37 protein-coding genes and 1 tRNA gene are annotated in these 22529 nt (G+C 67.9%); 21 read left to right on the top strand and 17 right to left on the bottom strand.

All coding sequences use genetic code 11. The annotated features are described in order from the left end of the window. Positions 1-76 precede the first annotated feature (76 nt). The 9 genes from FKV25_RS02005 to FKV25_RS01965 all read right to left on the bottom strand — a co-directional run bounded on the left by FKV25_RS02005 (position 77) and on the right by FKV25_RS01965 (position 7228). Positions 77-397: a hypothetical protein gene (locus FKV25_RS02005; protein WP_141517118.1), complete on the bottom strand. Its 321-nt coding sequence runs from the start codon at positions 395-397 to the stop codon at positions 77-79. Beyond that, positions 394-2577, bottom strand: coding sequence for a terminase gpA endonuclease subunit (locus tag FKV25_RS02000; protein WP_141517117.1), 2184 nt, complete (start codon positions 2575-2577; stop codon positions 394-396). The genes FKV25_RS02005 and FKV25_RS02000 overlap by 4 nt, the downstream gene beginning before the upstream one ends. Next, positions 2574-3146, bottom strand: a complete 573-nt coding sequence (locus FKV25_RS01995; RefSeq protein ID WP_246071836.1) for a hypothetical protein — start codon at positions 3144-3146, stop codon at positions 2574-2576. Before FKV25_RS01995 ends, FKV25_RS02000 begins: the two co-directional genes overlap by 4 nt. Positions 3147-3550: 404 nt before the next feature. Beyond that, the gene (locus FKV25_RS01990) at positions 3551-4945 is read right to left on the bottom strand and encodes a virulence-associated E family protein (protein ID WP_141517116.1); all 1395 of its coding nucleotides are present in this window, start codon (positions 4943-4945) and stop codon (positions 3551-3553) included. Between the two features lie 2 nt (positions 4946-4947). Further along, positions 4948-5979, bottom strand: coding sequence for a CHC2 zinc finger domain-containing protein (locus tag FKV25_RS01985; protein WP_141517115.1), 1032 nt, complete (start codon positions 5977-5979; stop codon positions 4948-4950). Continuing rightward, a complete protein-coding gene (locus FKV25_RS01980; RefSeq protein ID WP_141517114.1) occupies positions 5976-6191 on the bottom strand; it encodes a hypothetical protein in 216 nt (71 codons plus the stop codon). The genes FKV25_RS01985 and FKV25_RS01980 overlap by 4 nt, the downstream gene beginning before the upstream one ends. Next, positions 6188-6418, bottom strand: coding sequence for a hypothetical protein (locus FKV25_RS01975; protein WP_141517113.1), 231 nt, complete (start codon positions 6416-6418; stop codon positions 6188-6190). The genes FKV25_RS01980 and FKV25_RS01975 overlap by 4 nt, the downstream gene beginning before the upstream one ends. Positions 6419-6420: 2 nt before the next feature. Next, a complete protein-coding gene (locus tag FKV25_RS01970) occupies positions 6421-6618 on the bottom strand; it encodes a TraR/DksA C4-type zinc finger protein (protein ID WP_211345341.1) in 198 nt (65 codons plus the stop codon). 22 nt (positions 6619-6640) lie between these two features. Continuing rightward, a complete protein-coding gene (locus tag FKV25_RS01965) occupies positions 6641-7228 on the bottom strand; it encodes a hypothetical protein (protein WP_141517111.1) in 588 nt (195 codons plus the stop codon). 202 nt (positions 7229-7430) lie between these two features. Here FKV25_RS01965 and FKV25_RS16105 point away from each other — a divergent pair, with 202 nt between their 5' ends. After that, positions 7431-7724, top strand: a complete 294-nt coding sequence (locus FKV25_RS16105; protein ID WP_170218474.1) for a hypothetical protein — start codon at positions 7431-7433, stop codon at positions 7722-7724. Between the two features lie 10 nt (positions 7725-7734). Here FKV25_RS16105 and FKV25_RS01955 read toward each other — a convergent pair whose 3' ends face one another. Next, entirely contained in the window at positions 7735-7947 is a 213-nt protein-coding gene (locus tag FKV25_RS01955) for a Cro/CI family transcriptional regulator (RefSeq protein ID WP_141517109.1), read from the bottom strand. 73 nt (positions 7948-8020) lie between these two features. Between FKV25_RS01955 and FKV25_RS01950 the strand changes: the two genes are divergently transcribed. Further along, positions 8021-8734 carry a S24 family peptidase gene (locus FKV25_RS01950; RefSeq protein ID WP_141517108.1) on the top strand — a complete coding sequence of 238 codons (714 nt, stop codon included), beginning with the start codon at positions 8021-8023 and terminating at the stop codon, positions 8732-8734. Between the two features lie 58 nt (positions 8735-8792). Here the strand turns inward: FKV25_RS01950 and FKV25_RS01945 are convergent, their stop codons facing one another. Then, entirely contained in the window at positions 8793-8990 is a 198-nt protein-coding gene (locus tag FKV25_RS01945; RefSeq protein WP_141517107.1) for a hypothetical protein, read from the bottom strand. A gap of 226 nt (positions 8991-9216) precedes the next feature. Here FKV25_RS01945 and FKV25_RS01940 point away from each other — a divergent pair, with 226 nt between their 5' ends. From FKV25_RS01940 to FKV25_RS01860, 19 genes are all read left to right on the top strand, one after another. After that, positions 9217-9474, top strand: coding sequence for a hypothetical protein (locus FKV25_RS01940; RefSeq protein ID WP_141517106.1), 258 nt, complete (start codon positions 9217-9219; stop codon positions 9472-9474). Further along, positions 9474-9671 (top strand): hypothetical protein, encoded by a 198-nt coding sequence (locus tag FKV25_RS01935; protein ID WP_141517105.1) that lies wholly within the window; start codon positions 9474-9476, stop codon positions 9669-9671. Before FKV25_RS01940 ends, FKV25_RS01935 begins: the two co-directional genes overlap by 1 nt. Positions 9672-9679: 8 nt before the next feature. After that, positions 9680-9982, top strand: a complete 303-nt coding sequence (locus FKV25_RS01930; RefSeq protein ID WP_141517104.1) for a hypothetical protein — start codon at positions 9680-9682, stop codon at positions 9980-9982. After that, a complete protein-coding gene (locus FKV25_RS16100; protein ID WP_170218473.1) occupies positions 9979-10131 on the top strand; it encodes a hypothetical protein in 153 nt (50 codons plus the stop codon). Before FKV25_RS01930 ends, FKV25_RS16100 begins: the two co-directional genes overlap by 4 nt. After that, complete coding sequence (locus FKV25_RS16095) at positions 10128-10265, top strand: hypothetical protein (protein WP_170218472.1); 138 nt, start codon at positions 10128-10130, stop codon at positions 10263-10265. Before FKV25_RS16100 ends, FKV25_RS16095 begins: the two co-directional genes overlap by 4 nt. Before the next feature lie 115 nt (positions 10266-10380). Continuing rightward, complete coding sequence (locus FKV25_RS01925) at positions 10381-10665, top strand: hypothetical protein (RefSeq protein ID WP_141517103.1); 285 nt, start codon at positions 10381-10383, stop codon at positions 10663-10665. 13 nt (positions 10666-10678) lie between these two features. Beyond that, positions 10679-10990 carry a hypothetical protein gene (locus FKV25_RS01920; RefSeq protein ID WP_141517102.1) on the top strand — a complete coding sequence of 104 codons (312 nt, stop codon included), beginning with the start codon at positions 10679-10681 and terminating at the stop codon, positions 10988-10990. Then, complete coding sequence (locus tag FKV25_RS01915) at positions 10987-11520, top strand: hypothetical protein (RefSeq protein ID WP_141517101.1); 534 nt, start codon at positions 10987-10989, stop codon at positions 11518-11520. The genes FKV25_RS01920 and FKV25_RS01915 overlap by 4 nt, the downstream gene beginning before the upstream one ends. Beyond that, on the top strand, positions 11517-12104 hold the full coding sequence (locus FKV25_RS01910; protein WP_141517100.1) for a hypothetical protein: 588 nt from the start codon (positions 11517-11519) through the stop codon (positions 12102-12104). Before FKV25_RS01915 ends, FKV25_RS01910 begins: the two co-directional genes overlap by 4 nt. Positions 12105-12113: 9 nt before the next feature. Continuing rightward, positions 12114-12353: a hypothetical protein gene (locus FKV25_RS01905; protein WP_141517099.1), complete on the top strand. Its 240-nt coding sequence runs from the start codon at positions 12114-12116 to the stop codon at positions 12351-12353. Positions 12354-12360: 7 nt separating this feature from the next. Next, positions 12361-12564 (top strand): hypothetical protein, encoded by a 204-nt coding sequence (locus FKV25_RS01900; protein WP_141517098.1) that lies wholly within the window; start codon positions 12361-12363, stop codon positions 12562-12564. Then, positions 12561-14516, top strand: a complete 1956-nt coding sequence (locus FKV25_RS01895; RefSeq protein WP_141517097.1) for a ParB/RepB/Spo0J family partition protein — start codon at positions 12561-12563, stop codon at positions 14514-14516. The genes FKV25_RS01900 and FKV25_RS01895 overlap by 4 nt, the downstream gene beginning before the upstream one ends. Further along, the gene (locus FKV25_RS01890) at positions 14513-14791 is read left to right on the top strand and encodes a hypothetical protein (RefSeq protein WP_141517096.1); all 279 of its coding nucleotides are present in this window, start codon (positions 14513-14515) and stop codon (positions 14789-14791) included. Before FKV25_RS01895 ends, FKV25_RS01890 begins: the two co-directional genes overlap by 4 nt. Then, positions 14788-14985 carry a hypothetical protein gene (locus FKV25_RS01885; RefSeq protein WP_141517095.1) on the top strand — a complete coding sequence of 66 codons (198 nt, stop codon included), beginning with the start codon at positions 14788-14790 and terminating at the stop codon, positions 14983-14985. Before FKV25_RS01890 ends, FKV25_RS01885 begins: the two co-directional genes overlap by 4 nt. Further along, positions 14982-15650 (top strand): HNH endonuclease signature motif containing protein, encoded by a 669-nt coding sequence (locus FKV25_RS01880; protein WP_141517094.1) that lies wholly within the window; start codon positions 14982-14984, stop codon positions 15648-15650. Before FKV25_RS01885 ends, FKV25_RS01880 begins: the two co-directional genes overlap by 4 nt. Continuing rightward, positions 15647-15946: a hypothetical protein gene (locus FKV25_RS01875; RefSeq protein WP_211345340.1), complete on the top strand. Its 300-nt coding sequence runs from the start codon at positions 15647-15649 to the stop codon at positions 15944-15946. The genes FKV25_RS01880 and FKV25_RS01875 overlap by 4 nt, the downstream gene beginning before the upstream one ends. 4 nt (positions 15947-15950) lie before the next feature. Further along, complete coding sequence (locus FKV25_RS01870) at positions 15951-16175, top strand: hypothetical protein (protein ID WP_141517093.1); 225 nt, start codon at positions 15951-15953, stop codon at positions 16173-16175. Next, positions 16175-16750 (top strand): hypothetical protein, encoded by a 576-nt coding sequence (locus tag FKV25_RS01865; protein ID WP_170218471.1) that lies wholly within the window; start codon positions 16175-16177, stop codon positions 16748-16750. The genes FKV25_RS01870 and FKV25_RS01865 overlap by 1 nt, the downstream gene beginning before the upstream one ends. Next, complete coding sequence (locus FKV25_RS01860; RefSeq protein ID WP_141517091.1) at positions 16747-17967, top strand: site-specific integrase; 1221 nt, start codon at positions 16747-16749, stop codon at positions 17965-17967. Before FKV25_RS01865 ends, FKV25_RS01860 begins: the two co-directional genes overlap by 4 nt. 14 nt (positions 17968-17981) lie before the next feature. On the opposite strand, the gene FKV25_RS01855 is transcribed toward FKV25_RS01860, so the two are convergent. The 6 genes from FKV25_RS01855 to tolB all read right to left on the bottom strand — a co-directional run bounded on the left by FKV25_RS01855 (position 17982) and on the right by tolB (position 22494). Next, a tRNA-Lys gene (locus tag FKV25_RS01855) sits at positions 17982-18057 on the bottom strand. Positions 18058-18188: 131 nt separating this feature from the next. After that, positions 18189-18884, bottom strand: coding sequence for a 7-cyano-7-deazaguanine synthase QueC (gene queC / locus FKV25_RS01850; protein ID WP_141517090.1), 696 nt, complete (start codon positions 18882-18884; stop codon positions 18189-18191). A gap of 58 nt (positions 18885-18942) precedes the next feature. Beyond that, complete coding sequence (gene queE, locus FKV25_RS01845; RefSeq protein ID WP_141517089.1) at positions 18943-19620, bottom strand: 7-carboxy-7-deazaguanine synthase QueE; 678 nt, start codon at positions 19618-19620, stop codon at positions 18943-18945. Between the two features lie 49 nt (positions 19621-19669). Further along, positions 19670-20476, bottom strand: a complete 807-nt coding sequence (gene ybgF / locus FKV25_RS01840) for a tol-pal system protein YbgF (RefSeq protein WP_141517146.1) — start codon at positions 20474-20476, stop codon at positions 19670-19672. Between the two features lie 14 nt (positions 20477-20490). Further along, on the bottom strand, positions 20491-21015 hold the full coding sequence (gene pal, locus FKV25_RS01835) for a peptidoglycan-associated lipoprotein Pal (RefSeq protein ID WP_141517088.1): 525 nt from the start codon (positions 21013-21015) through the stop codon (positions 20491-20493). Positions 21016-21177: 162 nt separating this feature from the next. Next, positions 21178-22494: a Tol-Pal system beta propeller repeat protein TolB gene (tolB, locus tag FKV25_RS01830; protein ID WP_141517087.1), complete on the bottom strand. Its 1317-nt coding sequence runs from the start codon at positions 22492-22494 to the stop codon at positions 21178-21180. Positions 22495-22529: the final 35 nt, after the last annotated feature.

The following is a 22529-nucleotide window of genomic DNA, read 5'->3' as shown; positions in this document are numbered from 1 at the left end:
TCTGAAAGCCTTGCCCTGCTTACGTTTCAGGATTGAGTGCGGACACGTTTTGCCAAAACATGTCCGCGGAGCACATTTAGGCCGCTTCAGCGCCACCTTTTGGTAGTCCGCCTGGTAACAGACGGCGCAGATGACGGACTGTGATTCCATGGCGTCCCGCGACGCGCGATGCGTCGGCGCCGTTGCGAAGCTCCACTTCCATCTGCGACACGTCGTACTGCCGACCCGGCTTGGGGATGTACAGACGCTCACCCGGATATTCGCGCTGCAGGTAGTCGACGATGACGTTGGCGAACGGCAGCGCGATTGACTCCGTCGCGCCCAGGTCCTCCACGATCGCCTGCACCAGCTCCGCGCGCAGGGCCTCGGTCTTGTCGAGGTCTCGGCTGTTGCTCATCCGATGTTCCACTCCCCATCCACGACGCCACCCCGCTTCGGTGTTGCCCGGGGCGGCGCACTGGCGGGCTTCGCGGGCGTCGATGTTTCACGGGAATCATCGGCCGGCTGGCTAAAGAGGTCCTGTGGGTCCGGCAGGAGGGCTGCTTCCAGGGCTTTGAACTGCGCCTCGCGCATTGCATCGATCTTCACCGCCGGTGCGTAGGCCGCCCACAGCGCGTAGACCAGCGTATCCAGCGGCTCGTTGTACGAGCCCTTCGGCCGGATCCACTTCTTCGCCGCCTCGTCGAAGTACTCCACCACCAGGCCCTCGAAGTACTTGGGCTCCAAGGCGCCCGGATCCGGCTTGAGCGGGTCGTACTCTTCGCCCCGCCCGCCGGGGAAACGAATCATGCGCGCGTCGATCGGATCCGGCTCACCGTCCTTGTCCGCGGCCTCTTTCGCCAGGATCGCCGACGACAGCCAGCCGTAGATGATGTGCTTGAGCACGCTGGTGCCCACGCCCCAGACACCGACGCTTCGCGCGAGTGTCTTGTCGCGGTCGTTCACCTCGGTCTTGGAGGGGCGGTACACCGCGCGCTCGGACTTGTGTTCGGCGCGGCCGCGGATCAGGTAGAGCGCCTGTGTGCGATAGCCCCGATCGACCTGGATCATCCGGTCGCGGCCCGAGCTCGCCACCTTCGACTGGACGAACTTGGCCGCCATCTCGGTCCAGTTGCCACCGTCGATCGCCACGGCGCGAATGTGCATCGGCCGGCCATAGACGTTGTGCCACACGCCTTGCAGGTACCGGTCGAGTTCGGCATAGCCATCAGGCTTGGAGGGATCGCCATCGAGGATGGCGTACTCGACCACGCGCCCTCGCTGGCCACGACCCCACGCCACCAACTGAACCTCGAAGCGGTCGTGCGCCAGGTCGACGCCGGCGGTCAGGATCAGACCCGCCTCCGGGACGACGCCGGCATGGACGCCCGGCTCAGCCAGCGACTTCACGTCCTCGGCGTTCTGGGTCTTGCGCTCGCCCTCGTAGACCTCGCCCAGCACCAGGTTGGTGAAGCCGGCCAGCTTGTCTGGGTTCTTCTCGGCGGCGGCGCGCTTGTCGGCGATCGCCTTCCACGAGTCGCCAATGCCCTCCGGCGAGTAGGCGGCCCAGATGTGATAGCTCTGGTGCGAGCGCGGAGCCTCCGGATTCGTGGGCTCCCAGAAGGCGCCGTCGGGCGCAGGTGGATCGATGACGGTCCGGCAGCACACATCCGCGAAGACCAGCCGCCCCTTGCCTTCTTGGGCATGGATCACTCGCAGCGGCACCTCACCGCAGTCCGGGCAGGCACTGCGCTCGCGCAGCATGGCCTCGCGATGGTGCTCGCGTATCTCGCAGCCGTGGGCGATGCAGGCAAAGAAGCCTTGCGGGTGCAGGTTGTCGGGCTTGAGCACCTGGTGCGCGCCGCATTCCGGGCAACGCACGCGGTAATGGCGACGGTCGCCGTCCTGGAAGTCGTCGTCGATCTGGCTCGCCCCGGCGACCGTCGGCGTGCAGGCCCGGTAGCGCTTGGCGCGATCGCCGTACGACATCGCGCGGGCGGCGAGCTGTTCGGCGGCCGAGCCCTGGCCACCGATATCGGTCGGCGACTCGTCGTACTCGTCGTGGAACACGAAGCGCGCGGTCCGCTGGCGCAGCTGCTTGCTCGAGTTGACCCAGATCGTCCAGAGCGTGCCGCCCGGGAACTGCTTCTCGAAGGTGTTGTCGCTCTCGAGCTTGGCCTGCAGCGTCGGCATGATCGCTACGGCCGGCTCGAATTTGGACACGCTCCAGCTGCGCGCCAGGTCCTTCACCGGCTGGGCCACGATCATCGAGTCCAGGCCTCGGTCGATCACGTATCCGACCCAGTTGATGCCGACCTCGGTGGCGCCGATCTGCGCCGACTTCTTGAACGTGACGTCGGTGACCCGGGTGTGCTCGCTCAGCGCGTCCATGATCTCGCGCAGGTACGGCGTGCGGCTGGTGCGCCATTCGCCCGGCTCGGCGCCGGCGCCCTGGGCGATCTGCCGGTACTTGTCGGCCCACTGGCTGACCGTCATTCGCGCCGGGATGGTCCACCCTTCCGCCCAGGCCGCGGCGACGACCGCGCTCGCGTCGGCGAGCTGGACGTCGAAGTCGACGTCGAAGGTCTCGAGCATCATGCGGCGTCCTCGGTCGGCATCGGCCGCTTTTGCGTCAGGGCGTGGGCCGCCTTCTGCATCTCCTCGCTGATCCGCGCCACTTCGTCGTTGATCAGTTGCTCGCAGGCATGCGGGTCGCTCTCGGCGGCCAGCTTCAGGCGCAGCTTGCTGCCCATCCGGCGCAGGCGCTCCATCGCCTGCCGCGCCAGCGTGAACGTGTCGCGGCGGACGTCGTGCGTGCGCGTCAACGCGCCCGACTGCTCGCCCAGGCTCAGCTCGGCCGCACGGGCCTTGGCCAGCCGTTCGCGGCGCATCGCCTCGCGCAGGTCGACCCGGTCGTGCAGGGGCGCCACGATCGCAGTAGGCGCGCCCTGCGCGTCCACGGGGGCCGGCTTGCCCGTCCGGTCGCCCCCGCGCACGGGATCGCTCGTCTCGGCCAGCAGCGCGTCGCTGGCGACCACGTCGATGCGCTTGCCATCCGGCGCCAGGATCAGACGGCCGTCGCGGCGCATCCGGCGCACGTAAGAGTCGCTGCAGCCCCGGTGCTGGGCGTACTCGGCGGTCGTCATGAAGCGGGATTCAGCGGTCACCGGAACCCCCTGCCACCATCGGAACCCCGGAACCAATAACCAAATCAAAAACTTGCACGAGTTTCGCGGCCTCGCTACCCGCACCAGCCGGCGCCCCGGGAGGACCCGCGCGCCGGTGGCCAACGGCCCTCGCGGTGTCTCGACCGACCGGGCCCTCCTCCCCCTGCCCGACCTCGCCCGAGGTTGGGCAGGAGGTTGGGCAGCGGAAACCCTTGCGGCTATTGGCTATTCCCAACCTACCCAACCTACCCAACCTGTTATTACACATGGGGAGAATGTAGTGGCGGACCCACTCCATACACGCGAGGGGCAAAAGGTTGGGCAGGTTGGGCAATGCCCACGGCGAAAGGCCCGAGGTCGGGCAGGAGGTTGGGCAGAGGTTGGGCAGCGCGCCCGAGGTCGGGCTAGAACGGGATGTCATCGTCACCCCCTGCTGCCTTGCCAGGCGTCTCGGCGGCCGCCATCGCGGCCCAGGTCAGGCCCGGCTGCAGCCATCGTCGCTCACGACGCCCGCCGGGCACGATACCGCGATCGTGGCGCCATCCCAAGCGCTTCATGATGTTGGCCACGCGCATCTGCTCCGGCCGGCCATGCCTGGCCGCGTCCACCCCAATGGCGAACAGCAGCAGCTCATCGGTGGTGGTCCAGGTGGGCGCCCGACCGTAGAGCCTCGACGGGTACGCTTTCTCGCCAGGGTCCTTGCCGTCGAGCCAACGCGCAACGCGTCCCTCCCAGCTGTCCTCGAAGTAGCGCGCCTCCTGCTCGTCGCCGGCGTCGTCGGGCAGGTCCCACCACTGGAAGCCCGCGCTGAACATCGCCACCGCCTCGGCCCACAGCTGGTCACGCGCGGCCTGGAGCCGGTCGAGGTCGATCTGCCCCCCGTCCTGGATCCGGACCGGCAGGAAGCGTCGGCCACCCGTGTGGTCGCGCAGGTACTCGGTCTCGTTCGTGGTGCCGACGAACACGCACTCACGGCGGTAGGACCGAGGCACGCGCTCGTACGGCGCACGGTACTTGTCGACGCGGCGGGTGATGGCGCCCTTCACTGCCGTGATATCGGCCTTCGTGAAGCTGTCCATCTCGGCGATCTCCACGCCCCAGCACCCCAGGATCACCTGGTAGAAGTCCTTGCCCGAGGGCGACTCCAGCGTTTCGACGTACCAGCTCGGGTTGAACAGCACGCCCATAGCCGTGGTCTTCTTCTTGCCCTGGATGCCTTCCAGCACCAGCATGAAGTCCACCTTGGCGCCCACCATGGGTTGCTTGGGGTCGAACCACAGGATGCGCGAGACAGCGCTGACCATGAAGCACTGGGCGGCGTGGCGGTTGTATGCCCGGTCCTCGACCCCGAACAGGTCGACGAACATGCGCTCCACGCGCGGCGTGCCATCCCACTTCAGGCCTTGCAGGTATTCACGGATCGGGTGCCGCCTGTGCCGGCGGGCCACGGTGATGACCGCCTTGAGGGCCATCTCGTCGCTGACCAGCATGCTGTAGCGATCGGGCCGCTGCAGCCAGGCCGCCAGCTCGCAGGCATCCGTGTCGGTGAACTCGTCGCGGTTGCCGCCCACCCAGGGCGGATCCTTGGCCAGCACCACCTGGTTGCTCGACTCGTTGAGCCAGAAGGCGCCGGCGAAATGGTCGTCGTGCTCGAGGATGAGCATCAAGTTGTGCAAGGTGCTCTCGATGCGACCGTCGCGGTTCGTCGTCAAGGCCACGCGCCAATCGCTGTCGCCCGGCGAGCCCCCGCCTGGCGGCGTACCGCCGCCGTCAATGACCTCCAATCGCTTCCGCGCCACGCTCACCCTCGCACCACGTCGATTTCAGCGACGCGATGCGCCGCCCAGGTAGCCAGCTGGCGCGGGGTCCAGCCCTCCGCCAGCGCATCGGCCAGATCCCAGCCTTTGGGCTGGCCGGCGGGATCCACCACGCGCATCGAGCGCACCCCGGCTTGCTTGAGGAGCTGGGCGACCCCGACGTGGAAGCGTCCCGCGTAGTCGCGGTGGCCGAGCATGGCCTGGCGGCCGGCGTCGTCCGCATCCGGCCAGAGCACCACATCACGCTCGGCCAAGGGAGACCAGTCGACGTAAGCCACGCCCTTGCCTCCCCCCGCCCAGCTGACCGACACGTACATGGGCAGCGCGTCAGCGCCAGCCGCGCGACATTTTTCGCCTTCCGACAGCAGCACCGGCGCGGCCGGGCGATCTGCCAGCGCGTCAAGGCCGAACAAGGGCCGCGGCCGGGGAAAGGGTTGGATGCACCACTGCATCGCCCCGTCAGGGCCGATACACCAGGTCACCGTCGGGGTGATCTTTCCGTCCTTGAACTCGCACCGCAGGACGTAGCCGATCAGCCGGCCTTGGCTGTCGCGGTAGTCGAACGCGGTGGCTGGCTTGAAGCGCGAGAACTTGCCTCGTTTCACGTTCCACACCGGCACGGTCCAGCCATCGCCCTGCACCAGCTCGGGGGCGTCGTCCGGGACGGGCATCAGCGGCACCCACTTGCCGCCCACCTGTTCAACCTGGGGGGCCCGCTGCGCGGGACGGGCCTCCGGCGAGGGCCGGAATGACTCGCCGCCAAGACGTGCGCAGGCTTCCTGGAACGTGATGTTCTCGTAGCGCTGCAGGAAGTCGATCACGTCGTGGTGGGCACCGCATCCGAAGCAGTGGACGAAGCCTTTGCTGGGCGAGACATAGAAGCTGGGCGTGCGCTCGTCGTGGAACGGGCAGCGTCCCTTGTATTCGCGCCCGTCCTTCTTCAGGTCGACGTAGGCACCGACGACCTGCACGATATCGACTTGCGCTCTCAGGGCTCCGACGTCGATCCGGCTCATCGCGGCCCCTTCCTGGGCGGCATGGCGGCTTTACGCTTCGCGGCGCGGTACTGCACGCGCAGGTAGTCGGCAATACGCTCGCGGCAATTGCGCGGCGCCCCGCAGTCGCTGTGGAGGCAGGCGTCCGGCAGCGCCGCGATCTTGCCAGCCCAGGTGTCCAGGGGGCCCGCCGCAATCTCGAGCGCCTTGCCCATGCAATGGCTCACGCTCATTTCGCCGGCTCCAGCGCGAGGCAGCCTTGCGGCAGGCGCTTGGCCGCATCTTCCGCGACCCACTGCGCGCGTTCTGCCAGCGCCTGTTCGTGGGTCATGCCGGTCGCCGGCGCGCGCAGGGCATCGAGGGCCCTTGCCATGCCTTCGAGAGCACGCCCCGAAACCCGGTGCCGCAACGGCCGGTCGCCGGCATGGACACCTCTCGGCAGGGCGCGGCGGGCGGCCATGATCAACGGCGCCACGCTCGCTGGTGCGCGGCCGCGGCCTCTTCGCCCTTCTGGCAAGGCACGCACAGCCGCGCACCCATCGCCTGCCGCACCGCCGCGATGGGCTCGCCACAGTCCAGGTTCTCGCAGTGGGTCAGTCCCTGCGATCGCTCGCGCCGAGCGTGGGTGCGCAAGGCGTTCTCGGTGTGCAGTTCGTTCATGGCTTGCACCTGGTCCATCTGGTCAGGCATGTGCGGCGTCCCCCTCGGGCAGCAGTGCGGTCACCTGGCGACGCATACCCAACAGGGCGGCCATCAGGTCGTCGGATTCGTTGAGGATTCGCTTGGCGTGCGGCAGGTCGTCGGCATTGAGCTTGCCGTCCGCCAGCGCCGGGGCCAGCGCCTCCACCAGCTGCGCAAACTCGGTCGCCAGCGCGGCCATGCCCACGGCGGGGGCATGCGGGGCGTCCTCGATCGCAGCAATGGAGAGCCGGCCCCGGCGCTTGGCCAGGTCGCGCTCGCATGCGCTCCGGTAGGGATCCGGCAGCGCCATCACCCATGCATCCTCGAGATCAACGGGCAGCACCTTGACGGTGCCATCCATGTAGCGGCGAAGGGTCTGGCCGTTCGCCTTCATCGCCGCGAGCAGGGCATCGCCCTCCCCCAGCTTGAACGGCACGTGGCGCACGTCGGGCGCCACGGTGGCGACGTAGTGCTCGGCAACGGCCATGGCGAAGCTGTTGGCGTTGGTGGCCGTCTCATCAAGCATGCGGCGCGTATAGCCGTAGATGACCGACTGCCGCGGCGGCAGAAAATGAGGCGCGGGCTTCATGCGCGCACCTGATGCTGCACGTCAGCATGGTGCCCATGACGAACATCATTCCGCTGCCCCGCCCACTGCGTCTGGATGCGTTGCGACACTTCCACTTGAGGACTGACGGGACCGCGCTCGCGGCGGTGTTCTTCAGTATGGGACCGGCCCCCGGTGTAGCCTTGGACACGCGACCCAGCCAACACAACACCGGAGACCGGCGATGCAAAACCAAGTTCAAGCAGTGGGCCATCCGTGGTTTGAGGCAGACGACTACGAGTCATTCAAAGCGCTCCTGCCGGAACGCAGGTGGCACCCGACCTTCGCCGAATGGGAAGCCGCCGCTGAGCAGAATCTCAAACGCCTCAAAGACCAAGGCGTCCGGGCCATCAAGGCCAAAGTGCGTCCCGCTGAGTTTGCCGCTTGGTGCAGGGAGACCGGCCGAGATGTCGACACCCAGGCACTTACCGCCTTCGGGGCAGAGGCGGCTTACAGGGAGATCACAGGCCAACACTGACAAGTACATCTCAGGCGGCCTCCGGCGTCGGTGCGTCCTGCGTGGGGCCAAAGACGTCGGGCTTGAGGACAAACCGGAGCTTGAGGGCGTGGCGCTCTTGTATCGGCCCCTCAGGCCACTGGTAGACGGCGGATGGCGTGATCCGGAGCGCGTTTGCGAGCGCGGAGGCATTGCCTCCGTAAGCGGCGATCGCTTCAGCCTTTGAGATGGGCGGCATGTCCATGGGCAACGAGTATAAGCATGCTTATACGATACGTGCAAGGGCGCTTATATGAGCTCCCTATAAGCTCGCTAACATGGCTATGACCCTGGGCGAACGGCTCACGCATGCACGCGTCGAGTCTGGCTACAACGAACCTGCGATCGCCGCTCACAAGGCGGGCATCTCGCCGTCTGCGCTCTATCAACTCGAGGACGGCACGACGAAGTCGCTCAAGGGGACGACTGCTGTGCAGCTGGGGAGGGTCTACACCGACTTCCGGATCGAGTGGCTCATTGACGGAAGCGGCCCCGCCAAGCGAGAGCGCATCGGCGTCGCTGACGAGCCCGCCACTTACGTCGCAGGTTCAGAGACACCCGTTGGATACGTTCGTCTCCCGCTACTGAACATGGAGGGGGACATGGGCTATGGCACCTACAGCGACGAGCAACCCGACGTCGTGAAGTTCCTGGACGTCGCCGAATGGTGGGCGCGCCAGAACCTCCCGCGAGACCTAGACCGCGTCAAGCTGATCAGCTCGCGTGGCGACAGCATGGCCGGTGTGATCAATCACGGCGACGTGGTCTTCGTCGACACCGGCATTGATCACTACGAAGGCGAAGGCATCTACGTCTTCAATTGGCAGGGCCGCGCCCTGATCAAGCGTCTCGTCCCCAATTTGCGAACGGGACGACTTCAGATCCAGTCCGCGAACCCGGCATACCCGCCCGAAGACGTGGCGCCAGAAGAAATCGAGCAACTACACATTGCCGGGCGGGTGGCAGCTTGGTGGACGCTCCGCAACTTCTGATCTAGTGATCTCAGGCATACGCCTGGCGGCCCGCCTGAGAACTCAGGCTTCAAGCCGACTACTTCTGTTGAGCAGCTAGCAGTTCTTTGGCCGCCTCTCGGATAGCGCCGATGACACCTGCACCGACGAAGAACACCGCCCAGATGAGGAAGGTGACGCCGGCGAGGATCTCGTGAATCGCACTCTTCGCCCCACCGAGTAGAAGCACGCCGCCGAAGAACGCGGCCAAGGAAATCAGCAAGAAAACAATCTGCACTTCGGTCTCCCCTGAGGCTGAATGCCCGACGATAGCAACCCCATGTATAAGCCCGCTTGCATATGAAGATGTAAGTGTGCTTATATCTGCCCTGCCGGCTCCCCCTAGGACCGGCAGGGCACCCGCCCCGGCCGACCCGATGCGGCCATAGGCGGACAGAGCCGGGCCCGGCGCGTTCTCCCCCAGCGCCGGGCCCGGCCGCCCTTCATCTTTGATGGAGGCGCACATGTTCGACACCACCGACACCCGCGATCTCGAGGCCCAGCACCAGGCCGTGCTGGCCGCCCTCCCCATCCCGATGGTTCCCACCTGCGTGCGCGCGGTGCTGCGCACCACGGCCCGCGACCACATCTATGCCGAGGCCCACCGCAAGTCAGGCCAGGCCCAGCACCGCCTGCGGCACAACCGCCGGGGCAACCGACTCCACCGCACCGCCCTGCGCACCGAAGCGCTGGCGGCCGAGTTACTTGCGGAGGTGCGCTGATGGCCACCGTCATCCCGCTGCGCCCCATCGAGAACGCCCTAGCGCAGGCCAACCGCCTACCCTCCCCGCCAGACCGACGCGCGTGCATCCGCGCCGTCCTGGCCGAGCTCAATGCCGGCCGCAACGGCCAGGCCGTCGCCTTCCAGCTGCAGCGCACCCGGCGTGACCTGGCGTCGCTGCAAGGCGGTGCGGCATGAATGCCGTGTTGGACACGCTGCGCGAAATGCGGGCACAGCTGCCGCCGGGGTCGCAATGCCCCGTCACCTTCATGAGCAAGCCGAACCCGCTCGCACGGCGCGCCGACGACGCGATCGCCGCCGTCGCTAGGCTGGTCGACTCACAGCAGGCAGACGCGAGGCTTGTCGCCCTCCTGCTTTCCTACCTCAACGACAACCTGTCCGAGCGGGAGAAGGGCCGTCTTGGCGCGGAACTGACGACCCGCGACCTGTCCGACCATGCGGAGCGTCGCGCCGCGGTCCTCGCCCGCGTCCAAGGCGGTGCGTCATGACCCCCATGGACATCAAGCGCGAGTTCGCGTCTTGGGGACCGGTGCGCGAGCAGAGCGGCCGCGAGTGGCTGCGCCTGTTCGGCGGCGACCCACCGCCCGCATGGCCCCCTCAGCCCGCGCCGGTGCAAGCGCAGGAAGGTGCGCGATGAACGCCCGCCTGCGTGCCTGGGCCGACTACTGGGTCCGCCTGTCGGCCGCATGGCTGGCCGACTGGTTCGACCTGGTGGCCGCCGACACCTGCCACACGATCGCCGGCCGCCTGCGTGGGTGGGCGTCGCGATGACCGTCCTGATCACCGCCTACGTCTGCCTGTGCCTCGGCTTCTGCGCCGGAATGCGCACCGCCGCCGGCTTCCTCTCCCTGGCGAACCCCAAGACCTCGACCGGAGGCCTCTGACCATGATCCAGCACAGCCGTCCGCTGCCGGCGGACGTCCCCACCTGCGTCCAGGGCCACCGCCCCCAGCTCGTCGAGACCCGCGGGGCCCCGGCGGGCCATCGCGTGGGCTCGCCCTGCCCGCCCCACTTCCACATCGAGTGCCATCGCTGCCGCGTGGCCACGGTGCCGTCGCCCAACCGCGCCATCACCGAGCTGCGCTGGCGCGATCCGATGGGCCACATCCCGCTGTCCGACCTGCCCCGCGTGCGTGAGCGCATCGCGGCGGTCGTCGCGGCCGCTGCCTGAGTCCGAGGATTCCATGACGACACTTCAGAGCTTGTCACCGTTGCAGCGCCGCGCGCTTCTGGCGGCCCTGGCATCGCCCTCCCATAGCTTCACCCGGCAGCGCGCCGGCTACGTCGCCGCCGGCGCCTACCCGAAGGCGAACCGCAGCCAGGCGCTGCAGGTGGAGACCTTCACCAAGCGCCTGATGCTGATGCTCGAGCGCGAGTACCTGGTGGAGTCCGATCAGCCGGGCTTCCCGACCCGCTTCGCCCTGACGTCCAAGGGTCTGCAGCTGGCGCAGGCGATTGCCGAGGCGGCGAAAGGCCCGCGGGCGGGCGCCGCATGATCCAGAAGGCTGCGTCCGCACTCATTGCCTGGGCACGCCAACGCGCGCCGGACTTCGTGGTCGGCGGCGTTGAACAACCTTACCTGCTGCGTTGGTTCCTGATCCCGCGCAATCCAGTGTTCAACGTTTACCTGCACTGCTTCCTGCGCGACGACGACGACCGTGCCCTACACGATCACCCGTGGCCCTGGTGCAGCATTCTGCTTAGCGGTGGCTACATCGAGCATACGATCGCCGCGGGCGGTATCCATCACCGCCGCGAGCGTAGCGCCCCCAGCATCAAGCTGAGCGGGCCACGCCGGGCGCACCGGATCGAGCTATTCAAGATCCGCGACTTCGTCTCGAGCCAGCCAAGCAATGACACGCCCCTCTCGTGCTGGACGCTCTTCATCACGGGGCCTCGCCTCCGCACCTGGGGATTTCACTGCCCGGAGCGTGGCTGGGTGGACTGGCGCGAGTTCACCGACCCCAACGACAAGGGCCTGACCGGACCGGGTTGCGGCGATCAGTCGGCGGAGCGCCAAGCATGACGGCCGGCAAGTCCACCGCGGCAAATCGGGTCCGCACCTTCATTGCCAGCCGTGCGAACGGCGCGACCACCGGAGAGGTCCATCGCTTCCTGGTCGGCGAAGGGCCCAGCCGGTCCACGGCCTCGATGCTGGCCACCATGGTCAAGCACGGAAAGCTGGACAAGCGCGGCAACCGGTTCTTCACCAATGCCGCCAGCTTCGTCGACCGCCGCAGTGGCATGACCGTAGCCCCGCCGAAGCCCGAGCCCAAGCGCGTCGCGCTCGCGCTGCGCGCGGGAGAGGTCGCCGCCGCGACCAGGGCCGCGCCCCACCGCATCCCGACCTCGCCGGCAGCGCCGCTGGCCACCGTGCGGGATGCCGCACCGACCGTCGCGACGATGTGCTCGGCCGTCGAGGTCAAGAAACCCCTGCGCGACACCCTCGCGCGCCACGTCGACGCCTTCGTCGCCGGCGGCGGCCGCGTGCAGACCTTTGCCATGGGCGAGACCGCCCACTCGATCGCCGAGCGCGAGCGGCAGGCCCAGGCCTTCCGCCGTGAGCGCAGCGAAATCCATCCCACGAAACGCGGCAAGCGCGCCGCCTGAGGACTGCCCATGTTCAACACCCACGACGACGCCGCCCGCGGCCCCAACCAGCTCGACGCCCTTGCCGATCAGACCGAAGGCCAAGGCCTGCAGGTCACGGCCGAAGGCCTGCGCGCCCTCGCACGCGAGTGGCGTCGCGACCAGCACGCCCTGCAGGCCGCCGAGTCCACCCTCGCGATCGCCGCCAAGCCCGAGCGCCTCCTGGCGCAGCTTGGCCGCGGCCATGCCATCACCCCTTCCAGCCGCTGAGGTCACCATGAACGCAAAGGACGAGTACACCGATCTGCGCGCGGCCGCCAAGCGCGGCGCTCGCATCCAAGCCTGGCACCTGAAGTCCGGCGCCCAGTCATCCGCCCAGGGCCACTGGGTGACCCTGCTGTCGACCCCGGAGCCGGCCTTCAGCTGCCCGGCGCACCTGTACCGCGTGCACCCGAACGACGTGGCGGAGGTGCCGGCATGAACGCCGTCTCCCCGCTCGCGCGCGCCGAAGCGGCGTCCCTGCAGCGCATCGCGCTGGCCCACCTGCAGCTGTCACCGCTCAACGCCCGCAAGACCCAGGGCGAAGGCGTCGAGAACCTTGCCGCCAGCATCGAGGCGCATGGCCTGCTGCAGAACCTCACGGTGCTGCCGGCCGAAGACGCGGGCACGTTCGAGGTCATCGCCGGTGGCCGCCGCCTCGCGGCCCTGCAGCTGCTCGACGCCCAGGGCCGCCTGCCGACGACGCTGCGGGAGATCTCCTGCCTGGTGGTCGACGACGCCGACATCGCCGTGGAGGCTTCCACGGCCGAGAACACGCTGCGCGAGGCCATGCACCCGGCCGACGAGTTCGACGCCTTCCGCCGCATGATCGATGCGGGCAAGCCGATCCCGGATATCGCCGCCCACTTCGGCGTCACCGAGCGCGTCGTCCGCCAGCGGCTGAAGCTCGCCAACGTCAATCCGGACCTGGTGCAGGTCTACCGCGACGGCGGCATGACGCTCGAGCAGCTGCAGGTGCTGGCGTTGACCGACAACCACGACCTGCAGAAGCAGGCCTGGGGCAAGAACCGCCAGGACTACGAGCGGAGCCCTTACCATCTGCGCCAGTTCCTCACCCAGAGCGACGTGTCGGCAGACGATGCCCTCGCGAAGTTCGTGGGGCTGGAGGCCTACGAGCAGGCCGGCGGAACCGTGCGCCGCGACCTCTTCAGCGATCGCGCCTGGCTGACCGACCGGGCCCTCTTGGACCAACTGGCCATGGATCGCCTCGAACAGACCGCACAGGCGCTGCGCGACGCGGGCTGGTCGTGGGTCGAAGCGCGCATCGATCTGGACTACGCGGCTCGTGCCGAGTTCCCCTCCGCTCCGCGGATCGACGTCGAGCTCGCACATGCGACCCCGGAGGACGCTGCACGTGAAGCGGAAGTCGAGGCGCGTCTCGAGAAATTGGAGAACGGCAGTGAGGATCTGACCGACGCCGAGCAGGAGGAGTGCTGGGCGCTTCAGGATGAACTGACCAAGATCGAGGATCGGAAGAGCGAGATCTGGCCGGAGCGGATCATGGCGCAGGCCGGCGCTCTGGTCACGGTGGGCCACAATGGCATCGAGGTCAGCTGTGGCCGACTGAAGCCGGGCGAGAAGCTGGGCAAGAGCGGTACGGTCACCGGCGGGGCGGACGCGAGTGCGCCGGCGAAGCCGAAGGCACCGACGCTCAGCGCGGCCGTCCTGCGCAACCTCAGCGCTCATCTCAGCGAAGAGGCTCGCCATCACGTGAGCCGGGATCCCCAGCTCGCGCTGGCGCTGCTGGTCGATCGCTTCGCCTCGGACCTGGCCGGCACCTTCAGTCACGCGCGACTCCTCACCGCGAGCGGGGGCCGGGGCGCCGATGCCGCGGCGATCGCACCGGACAACTACAACGCGTTGCGGCCGAAGGATGAGGTGGCGGAGGCCTGTCGCATGAAGATGCCCCGCGCCAAGCGACTGACCTGGCTGATCAAGCAGCCGCAGCAGGATCTGCTCGACATGCTCGCCTACCTGGTCGCCCAGAGCTTCGACGGCATGACTGACCACGAGCGTGGCCACGCCGGCGTCCAGGAGCTGCACGAGGCCATCGGCTTCGACATGGCGGAGCGCTGGAACCCCGGCTGCGACAACTTCGTCGGGCGCGTCCCGAAGCCCTACCTGCTGGCAGCGATCGCCGAGGCCAAGGGCAAGGACGTGGCCAAGTCGGTGGAGGGCCTGAAAAAGGGCGAGCTGGCGGCCGAGGCGGCGAAGTTGCTGGCCGGTACCGGCTGGCTGCCCAAGACGCTGCGCGGGCCGAGCTACGGTAGCGCGGCGAAGGGCAAAGCCGCCAAGAAGCCGGCGAAGAAGGCCGCCAAGAAGCGCGCCGCGGCGGCCAAGCCCAAGGCCAAGAAGGCGAGCAAGGCCGCGTGAGCGCACCACAGCTCGATCTGTTCGCCTTGCCTCCGCCGGCACCGCCGGCGGAGGTCCGGACTGCTGCGCAGGGCGTCACCTACAGCGTCGTCCCAAAGGGGGATCGCTTCGGGATCAGCTGGCGCGCCGGCGACGCGCACGGCGTGGTGGGCGGCCTGTACGCCTCGGTCCAGGAGGCCGAGACCTGTATTGCCTACCGCCTCGAGCTGCGGGCGGCCGGGATCCAGGATCCGCGCGCGTGGATGCGCATACCGCCGGAGGGGCCCATCCCATGAGCCGCCCCGCCAACCGCCGATTCCTGAACTTCGCGGTGCACCGCATGACCGATGCAGCACTCGCGGCGAACATCGCCGACCTCGCCAAGCGGATCCCCGCCATGCAGGCGTTGCTGGCGGCTGCACGCCGCGAGAAGACCCGGCGTGGGAAGCGCCCACGCGCCGAGGACGTGGGCCAGGGAGACGGAGAATGAGCCGCGCGCCCTACACCGAGGACGAGATCGAAACCGTGCGCATCAACTACGCGGACTGGCCGACCTTCCTCATCGCCCACCTCGTTGGGCGCTCGGTCGCGAGCGTGCACAGCCTGGCCCACAAGCTCGGTCTCCACAAGGGCCCGGGCTACCACCGCAACCCGCACGCACACCTCTGGGCATCATGGACGCATCCCAACACCGTGGCCTCCCGCTTCAAGCCGAACCAGGTGCCCCACAACAAGGGTGTGCGACACCCGCCGGGCTGGGCACCGGGCAGGATGGCGGAGACGCAATTCAAGAAGGGACACCGCGGCGGCCGCGCACGGGAGGTCTACCAACCGATCGGCGCCACGCGCTTCTGCAGGGACGGCTACCTGCAGCGCAAGATCAACGACGACAGGCCGTTCCAGCAGCGCTGGCGCGCGGTCCACGTGCTGATGTGGGAGGAGCACCGCGGGCCGGTGCCGCCCGGCCACCAGGTCGGCTTCCTCAATGGCGACAAGAGCGATCTGCGGATCGAGAACCTCGAGCTGGTAAGCAAAGCCGAGCGGATGCGCCGCAACTCCATTCAGAACCTGCCCGCGCCGCTCAAGCGCGTGATCCGCCAGCGCGCCGGCCTGGTGCGCTCCATCAACCATCGACGTAGGAAAGCCAAGCCATGACCCACACCGTTGAAGAGCTGCGCACCGCGCTGTTCGAGACCATGCGCGACCTGCGCAGCGACAAGATCAGCCTCGAAAAGGCGAAGGGCGTCGCCGACGTCGCCCAGACCATCATCAACTCGGCCAAGGTCGAGGTCGACATGATCAAGGCCGTCGGCACGAAGCGCCTTCGCCCGACCGGCTTCGTGGGCGAGCTCATCGAGCACGACCCGGGGCGTCCGGCCATTCAGGGCACCGCGACCCAGCCCGTCCCCGGCCGCGGGCTGCCGCCGGTGGGGCCGCGGGGGAGCCTCTGATCTAGTGATCGGCCCAGTCCTTCAGTTTGAAGACCTGCAGGAACTTTGCCAGCCAGGCGGCCACCCCCGTCTGGCAACGGTGGAGCGCTGGGCGCGAGAGCAAGGTGTGCGCTACCGTTATGACGGCAGGGGCGGCATCTGGACGACGCTCGATGCCTTGAATGCCGCCATCGGCCTGCAGGCCGCAAATGATGGCACCGCGACGCTAACGGCTGACGAGGTGTTCTGATGGGAATGCGAGACCCCGATTGGTTCAAAGAAATGAAGCGTGCATTCGAGCACCTGAACAAGCGCGTCCAAGCACTCGAAGAGGGTGCCCGGCGAAGCCATGCTCGATTGACCTTGCCACGTAGTGACGCTTGGGATCAGTTGGAGCGGCACCAAGAACGCGAGGTGCACTACGCGAACGTAATCCTGCTCCTGGGCTATGGCGGATTCTTCGCGCTTTGGACGACCGTTGCGGGGAAGATGCCCGCATGGCTGTTTGGCCTCTCCGGGTTGATGATCGCCTTTTCCCTGTTGCTGTTCATTAGTTTCGAGCTGGCAAAGACCGCAGTTTCATCTGCGAGCCTCACCCGCAGCAAGAAGCTTGGTCTCACGGCAAATCAAGCCATTGACCGATCAAATTTAGCCGTGGACGTAATCAATGGATGGCAGCCATGGATCTTCTATCCGGCCGTCATCACTGGACTCGGAGCAGGCCTAATCGTACTAGGCTTCTTCGGCTTCACGCTCTTCTCCGAAGCCTACTCGGCGGCCTCACCCGAAGACGCGCCGCCCGCAGCAGAGATTGCTCGGCCATGACCCGGGGTCGCAAGCGAAAGCATAACCCGGCGATCCCGGCGCACGTCGACCAGACGAGCCTGCCACGGGGCATCTATTTCGATGCGAGCGGCAAGGGCCGGTGGTACGTGCGCGAAGAGCACCCCGAGGGTAGGACCCGTACCGTCACTGTTGCAGGTCCTCGCGCACGCCTATCCGAGCTTCACGACATCATGGAACGACGCGCGGGCGGCTCCACCAAGGGCACGGTGTCCTATGTCCTCGAGCACTTCCACGAGAGCGTCGCGTTTCGAGACCTCGCGCCCCGCACCCAGCGAGACTACCAACGCTACCGCGATCATCTCGAGGAGCTGCCGACAAAGGCCGGCGGCAAGTTCGGGCAAATGACGGTCGACCGCTTGTCACCTCCGGTCATCCAGCGCCTGGTCGAGGTTACTGCAGCGAAGGGCCATCGGACCAAGGCCAACCACTGGCTGCGGTATCTGCGCCGCTGCTTCCGGTGGGGCATCAACCACGGCAAGTGCCTTACGAACCCAGCCGCCGGCGTCCAGGAAGTGAGCGTGAAGCCTCAGGTGCGCGTTCCGGATATCCAGACGTACAACCGGGTCCTGGAGTTCGCGCGAGCCCGTGGGGCCCGTCAGACGCGCACCGCGGGGTCATGCCCGCCCTACCTTTGGATCTGCATGGAACTCGCCTACCTGTGCCGCCTGCGCGGCGTTGAGGTGATTACACTGACGGATGCCAATATCACCGAGGCGGGACTTGTCACCAACCGGCGTAAAGGCAGCAACGATGGGCTCATGGCCTGGTCTCCCCGCCTGCGGGCGGCCGTCGACGCCGCGCGCGAACTTCGCAAGGCGGCACACGAACGCACGGGCCGTCCCGTCTTTTTGAAGCCCAGCGAGCGCACGCTGATCGTGGCCGAAGACGCCGACGCCCTGCGCAAGTCGAGCCTGGACTCAGCGTGGCAGCGACTGATGCACGCAGCGATCGCCCCGCCAGAAAAGGGCGGCATCATCACCCCAGAGGAACGCTTCGGGCTCCATGCCATGAAGCACCGCGGCATCACGGACACGGTGGGCAACAAGTCCGACAAGCAAACCGCCGGCGGCCACCGCTCGGCGCGCATGACCGACGTCTATGACCACGAGCTGCCCGTCGTCGCACCCCCAAGGGGGGCTGAATTTTCGGGAGAATTTTCGGGAGGTGGCGATTCCGAGGGCTCCGGAATCGCGTAACTGTCTGATTGGAATGGTGGGTCGTGTTGGATTCGAACCAACGACCAGCGGATTAAAAGTCCGATGCTCTACCGACTGAGCTAACGACCCGGGGGATCCGGAAGCCGCGGCATGGGCCGCCGTGGCCTTCGCCCGACATTGCATCGGGGGCGTGCATTCTAGCGCAAGGCCGCGCGGAGTGGGATACGGCCGGCCACGCCGTGCCCGGCCCGGCGCACGGCTCAGGAGTAGCGGGTGGTGTCGACCGCGTCCGCGGCGGCGAAACCCTCAGCGCGCAGGCGGCAGGCGTCGCAGTGACCGCAGGCGCGGCCATCGGCGTCGGCCTGGTAGCACGACACCGTGGTCGAGAAGTCGACGCCCAGGCGCAGGCCCTCGCGCACGATGTCGGCCTTGCTCATGTGCTGCAACGGGGCGTGCACCTGCAGTCCGGCGCCTTCCACGCCCGCCTTCGTCGCCAGGTTGGCCAGGACCTGGAAGGCCTCGATGAAGGCGGGGCGGCAGTCGGGATAGCCCGAGTAGTCGACCGCGTTGACGCCACAGAAGATGTCGGCGGCGCCGATCACCTCGGCCCAGCCCAGCGCCATCGACAGCATGATGGTGTTGCGCGCCGGGACGTAGGTCACCGGGATGTGGCCCTCGGGGGCCGCGTCGCCGACCGGATGGCCATCGGCGTCGGTCGGCACCTCGATGTCGTCGGTCAGCGCCGAGCCGCCGATGCTGCGCAGGTCCACGCTGACGGTCTTGTGCTCGACCGCGCCCAGGTCGCGCGCGACCCGCTCGGCGGCATCGAGTTCGGAGGTGTGCCGTTGGCCATAGCGGACGCTGAGCGCATGCACCGCATAGCCCTGCTCGCGGGCGATGGCGATGACGACGGCGGAGTCCATGCCTCCGGACACGAGGACGACGGCTTTTTTCATGGCGGGAATGGGACGTGGGGAATGGGGAATGGAAAAGCGGCGCCGCCCGCCAGCCGGGTCAACGGCCGGGGGCGTCGTCCCACAGTATCTTGTGGAGCTGCAGCTGGAAACGGACCGGCAGGCGGTCTTCGACGATCCAGTCGGCCAGGTCGCGGGGCTTGACCTGGGTGAAGCTGGGCGAGAACAGCACGTCGCAGGTATCCACGAGGCGATGCTCGGCGACCACCTCGCGGGCCCACTCGTAATCCGCCCGCGAACAGACCACGAACTTGACCTGGTCGTGCGCGGTCAGCAGCGGCAGGTTGGACCACAGGTTGCGATGCGCTTCGGCCGAGTCGGGCGTCTTGATGTCGAGCACCCTGGACACGCGTGGGTCGACGGCGGCGATGTCGATGGCCCCGGAGGTTTCCAGCGAGACCTCCAGGCCGGCGTCGCACAGCCGCTCGAGCAGGCCGATGCAGCGCTTCTGCGCCAGCGGCTCGCCGCCGGTCACGCAGACATGGCGGGCGCCCAGGCGCGCGACTTCGGCGAGGATGGCGTCGATGTCCCACCACTCGCCCCCGTGGAACGCGTAGGCGGTATCGCAGTACTGGCAGCGCAGGGGGCAGCCGGTCAGCCGCACGAAGACCGTCGGCCAGCCGATGCTGCGGGACTCGCCTTGCAGGGACAGGAAGATTTCGGTGATGCGCAGCCGGTCCGGCGACACGGCAGCCGCATCGGCGTTGACGGCGTTCATGCGGGAATTCTAGCGGACCGTGCGCGTGACCGCGCACCCGTCGCCCGCGTCAGCGCAGGCGGTTGAGCTGGATGGCGCTGAGGCGGTCGGAGGCGGTGCGCGCGGCATCGGTGCCCGGATAGCGCTCGGTGACCTCGCCCAGGGTGCGCTCGGCCGCCTCGAGCTGCTCGAGGCCGTACTGCGACAGGCCCACCTTCAGCAGGGCGCCGGGCGCCTTGTCGTGCGTGGGGTAGCGATCCAGCAGGGCCTGGAACTGGCCCATGGCCAGCGGGTAATTCTGGGTGACGTAGTAGCTCTCGCCGAGCCAGTAAAGGGCATTGGGCGCATAGGCGCCGGCGGGGAAGCGGGCGAGGAAATCCTGGAACAGGTTGGCGGACTGCGCGTACTCACCGGCCTTGAGCGCGTCGAAGGCGAGATCGTACGCCTCGCGCTCGTCGGCGGTCTGGGCGATGCGGCCCGGGTCGCCGTAGACCGAGGGCGGGGTTTCGGTGACGGCCGCCGTCGGCGACGGCGACCGCGTGTCCGGAGCGCTGGAGACGGGCTCGCCCGCGTCCACCGGCGGAGCCCCGCCCCCTTCCAGGCGATTGATCCGCCCGTCGAGGTCCAGGTACTGCGCCTTGCCGCTCTCCTGCTGCTGGTTCAGCTGGTGGTTCAATTCCTCGACCTGCGAGCGCAGGGCCTGGACCTCGGCCTTGAGCTGGCTGACCTGGTTGAGGAGATCGACGTTGGCCTGGTTGTCGGCGGCACGCTGCTCGAGCAGCGCGACGCGATCGGCCAGGCTCATGCGCTGCGCCTGCGCGGGTGCGGCGGCCACGAGGGCCGCCGCGAGTGCCGTGCATGCGAACAGATGACGCATCGACACGGCCCGCATCACTTCGCGGTGTACACGATCTCGACGCGACGGTTCTTCGCCCAGCAGTCTTCCGTCGAGTCGGTGCAGACCGGACGCTCTTCGCCGTAGCTGACGACGGTGGTCTGGCTGACGGAACCGCCATTGGCCTGGATGGCCGAGGACACGGCATTGCCGCGGCGCTCGCCGAGGCCGACGTTGTAGTCGCGGCTGCCGCGCTCGTCGGCGTTGCCTTCCAGGGTCATGCGCGAGGTCGGGCGGTCACGCAGGTACTTGGCGTGGCAGGCGACGATCGACTGGAACTCCGGACGCAGGCTGTCCTGGTCCAGGTCGAAGTAGACCACGCGCTGGCGCAGGCAGGCGTCGGTGTCGAGGTCTTCCGGCGTGTAGGCGCCCGGGGTGCTCGGGGTCTGGGTGGTGGCCGGGGTGGTCGGCTCCTGCGGCGGAGCCTCTTCCTTGACCTTCTTGGAGCAGGCCACCGCCGCCGTGCAGAGGACGGCGGCGAGGAGGGTCTTGCCAATGGTGGCCGGGGTGATGCTGTTCATGGTTGTTCCTCGTCGTTGCATGGGACAGGTTGATCGCGATGGGTACTGCGTTCTTGGACGTTCTTACTTCGTGTCTTGGATCCGGCGGATGGAGCGGCCGGGCGAACTCTTCCTTCTATTCATGCATCAGACCCCGTGCACGTCGGGTATAGCCGGCAGGCTTCAACGTTTGTCTCGATAGGGTCCCCAGGCCGGCTCCCGCACGTCACCGTCGGCCAGGACCAGGCGCTGGCGCACCCGGGCGTCGGCGGACACCGCGTACAAGACCCCCTTACGGCCTTCGCGCGCAGCATAAAGGATCATGCTGGCGTTGGGTGCAAAACTCGGCGATTCGTCCAGGGAGCCGGGGGACAGGGTCGTCCAGCGCGGCGAGCCGAGGCTGCTGTCGCTCAGGGCGATCCGGTAGGTATTGCCGCTGCCCTGCGCCGTGACGAGCTTCTTGCCGTCGTAGGACACGTCGGGGCTGGCGTTGTAGTTGCCCTGGAAGGTGACGCGCGTCGCGCTGCCACCGCCGGCCGGGACCTGGTAGATCTGCGGGCGCCCCCCCCGGTCGGAGGTGAAGTAGATGCTGCTGCCGTCGGCGGACCAGGTCGGCTCGGTGTCGATGCTGAAGTGGTTGGTCAGCTGGGTCAGCGCGCGGCTGCCCAGGTCCATGACGTAGATCTCCGGGTTGCCGGACTTGGAGAGGGTCAGGGCCAGGCGGCGGCCGTCCGGGGAGAACGCCGGCGCACCGTTGATGCCGCGGAACTTGGCGATCATCTCGCGGCTGCCGCTGCCGATGTTCTGGATGTAGATCGAGGAGTTGCCGCCCTCGAAGCTGACATAGGCCAGGCGGTTGCCGTCCGGGCTCCAGGACAGCGACAGCAGCGGCTCGGAGGAGCGCACCACGGTCTGCGGGTTGAAGCCGTCGGAATCGGCGACCATCAGCGCGTACTGGGTGGCGCGGCCGGTGCCGGTGGCGGTGACGTAGGCGATGCGGGTGAAGAAGGCCCCGCGCACGCCCAGCACCTTCTCGTAGATGGCGTCGGCGATCTGGTGGGCGACGTCGCGCATGGCGCCGGCGCGGGCGGTCAGCGCGAAGCCGAGCAGGCGCTCCTGGGTGGCGACGTTGAACAGCTCGTACTCGACCCGGTAGCTGCCGCCGGCGGCATCGACGACGCGACCGACCACCAGGTAGTCCTGGTTGAGGGCGCGCCAAGTCGGGTAGTTGACCTCGCTGCCGCGGCTGGGCCGCTCGACGATGTTGGCGTCGGGCAGGCTGCGGAACTGGCCCGAACGGTTGAGGTCGGCGGCGACGACCGAGGCAATGTCGGTCTCGGGTGCGGCGGCACTGCCCTGGTAGGGCATCGGCACGACCGCGATCGGCAGGGCCGCGGCGTTGCCGCCCACGATGTCCAGCTCCAGGCTCTGCTGGGCGGATGCGGCGAGGGGCAGCAGCAACGTGAGCAACGCGGCGAACCAGCGCAGGGATCGTTTCATGGGCATTTCCAGTGTGGACCTGTGAAGTGTTAACA

This window comes from Marilutibacter aestuarii, from assembly GCF_006546775.1.
In the GTDB taxonomy this organism is placed as follows: domain Bacteria; phylum Pseudomonadota; class Gammaproteobacteria; order Xanthomonadales; family Xanthomonadaceae; genus Marilutibacter; species Marilutibacter aestuarii.
The sequence above is the reverse complement of the archived record's forward strand: the minus strand, read 5'-3'. Positions and strand labels throughout refer to the sequence as shown.

Excerpts from the sequence above, each read along its gene's own strand:
- FKV25_RS02005 (WP_141517118.1), bottom strand. The coding sequence starts at position 397 with ATGAGCAACAGCCGAGACCTCGACAAGACCGAGGCCCTGCGCGCGGAG.
- FKV25_RS02000 (WP_141517117.1), bottom strand. The coding sequence starts at position 2,577 with ATGATGCTCGAGACCTTCGACGTCGACTTCGACGTCCAGCTCGCCGAC.
- FKV25_RS01985 (WP_141517115.1), bottom strand. The coding sequence starts at position 5,979 with ATGAGCCGGATCGACGTCGGAGCCCTGAGAGCGCAAGTCGATATCGTG.
- FKV25_RS01980 (WP_141517114.1), bottom strand. The coding sequence starts at position 6,191 with ATGAGCGTGAGCCATTGCATGGGCAAGGCGCTCGAGATTGCGGCGGGC.
- FKV25_RS01975 (WP_141517113.1), bottom strand. The coding sequence starts at position 6,418 with ATGGCCGCCCGCCGCGCCCTGCCGAGAGGTGTCCATGCCGGCGACCGG.
- FKV25_RS01970 (WP_211345341.1), bottom strand. The coding sequence starts at position 6,618 with ATGAACGAACTGCACACCGAGAACGCCTTGCGCACCCACGCTCGGCGC.
- FKV25_RS01965 (WP_141517111.1), bottom strand. The coding sequence starts at position 7,228 with ATGAAGCCCGCGCCTCATTTTCTGCCGCCGCGGCAGTCGGTCATCTAC.
- FKV25_RS16105 (WP_170218474.1), top strand. The coding sequence starts at position 7,431 with ATGCAAAACCAAGTTCAAGCAGTGGGCCATCCGTGGTTTGAGGCAGAC.
- FKV25_RS01955 (WP_141517109.1), bottom strand. The coding sequence starts at position 7,947 with ATGGACATGCCGCCCATCTCAAAGGCTGAAGCGATCGCCGCTTACGGA.
- FKV25_RS01950 (WP_141517108.1), top strand. The coding sequence starts at position 8,021 with ATGGCTATGACCCTGGGCGAACGGCTCACGCATGCACGCGTCGAGTCT.
- FKV25_RS01940 (WP_141517106.1), top strand. The coding sequence starts at position 9,217 with ATGTTCGACACCACCGACACCCGCGATCTCGAGGCCCAGCACCAGGCC.
- FKV25_RS01935 (WP_141517105.1), top strand. The coding sequence starts at position 9,474 with ATGGCCACCGTCATCCCGCTGCGCCCCATCGAGAACGCCCTAGCGCAG.
- FKV25_RS16100 (WP_170218473.1), top strand. The coding sequence starts at position 9,979 with ATGACCCCCATGGACATCAAGCGCGAGTTCGCGTCTTGGGGACCGGTG.
- FKV25_RS16095 (WP_170218472.1), top strand. The coding sequence starts at position 10,128 with ATGAACGCCCGCCTGCGTGCCTGGGCCGACTACTGGGTCCGCCTGTCG.
- FKV25_RS01925 (WP_141517103.1), top strand. The coding sequence starts at position 10,381 with ATGATCCAGCACAGCCGTCCGCTGCCGGCGGACGTCCCCACCTGCGTC.
- FKV25_RS01920 (WP_141517102.1), top strand. The coding sequence starts at position 10,679 with ATGACGACACTTCAGAGCTTGTCACCGTTGCAGCGCCGCGCGCTTCTG.
- FKV25_RS01915 (WP_141517101.1), top strand. The coding sequence starts at position 10,987 with ATGATCCAGAAGGCTGCGTCCGCACTCATTGCCTGGGCACGCCAACGC.
- FKV25_RS01910 (WP_141517100.1), top strand. The coding sequence starts at position 11,517 with ATGACGGCCGGCAAGTCCACCGCGGCAAATCGGGTCCGCACCTTCATT.
- FKV25_RS01905 (WP_141517099.1), top strand. The coding sequence starts at position 12,114 with ATGTTCAACACCCACGACGACGCCGCCCGCGGCCCCAACCAGCTCGAC.
- FKV25_RS01900 (WP_141517098.1), top strand. The coding sequence starts at position 12,361 with ATGAACGCAAAGGACGAGTACACCGATCTGCGCGCGGCCGCCAAGCGC.
- FKV25_RS01895 (WP_141517097.1), top strand. The coding sequence starts at position 12,561 with ATGAACGCCGTCTCCCCGCTCGCGCGCGCCGAAGCGGCGTCCCTGCAG.
- FKV25_RS01885 (WP_141517095.1), top strand. The coding sequence starts at position 14,788 with ATGAGCCGCCCCGCCAACCGCCGATTCCTGAACTTCGCGGTGCACCGC.
- FKV25_RS01880 (WP_141517094.1), top strand. The coding sequence starts at position 14,982 with ATGAGCCGCGCGCCCTACACCGAGGACGAGATCGAAACCGTGCGCATC.
- FKV25_RS01875 (WP_211345340.1), top strand. The coding sequence starts at position 15,647 with ATGACCCACACCGTTGAAGAGCTGCGCACCGCGCTGTTCGAGACCATG.
- FKV25_RS01865 (WP_170218471.1), top strand. The coding sequence starts at position 16,175 with ATGGGAATGCGAGACCCCGATTGGTTCAAAGAAATGAAGCGTGCATTC.
- FKV25_RS01860 (WP_141517091.1), top strand. The coding sequence starts at position 16,747 with ATGACCCGGGGTCGCAAGCGAAAGCATAACCCGGCGATCCCGGCGCAC.
- queC (WP_141517090.1), bottom strand. The coding sequence starts at position 18,884 with ATGAAAAAAGCCGTCGTCCTCGTGTCCGGAGGCATGGACTCCGCCGTC.
- queE (WP_141517089.1), bottom strand. The coding sequence starts at position 19,620 with ATGAACGCCGTCAACGCCGATGCGGCTGCCGTGTCGCCGGACCGGCTG.
- ybgF (WP_141517146.1), bottom strand. The coding sequence starts at position 20,476 with ATGCGTCATCTGTTCGCATGCACGGCACTCGCGGCGGCCCTCGTGGCC.
- pal (WP_141517088.1), bottom strand. The coding sequence starts at position 21,015 with ATGAACAGCATCACCCCGGCCACCATTGGCAAGACCCTCCTCGCCGCC.
- tolB (WP_141517087.1), bottom strand. The coding sequence starts at position 22,494 with ATGAAACGATCCCTGCGCTGGTTCGCCGCGTTGCTCACGTTGCTGCTG.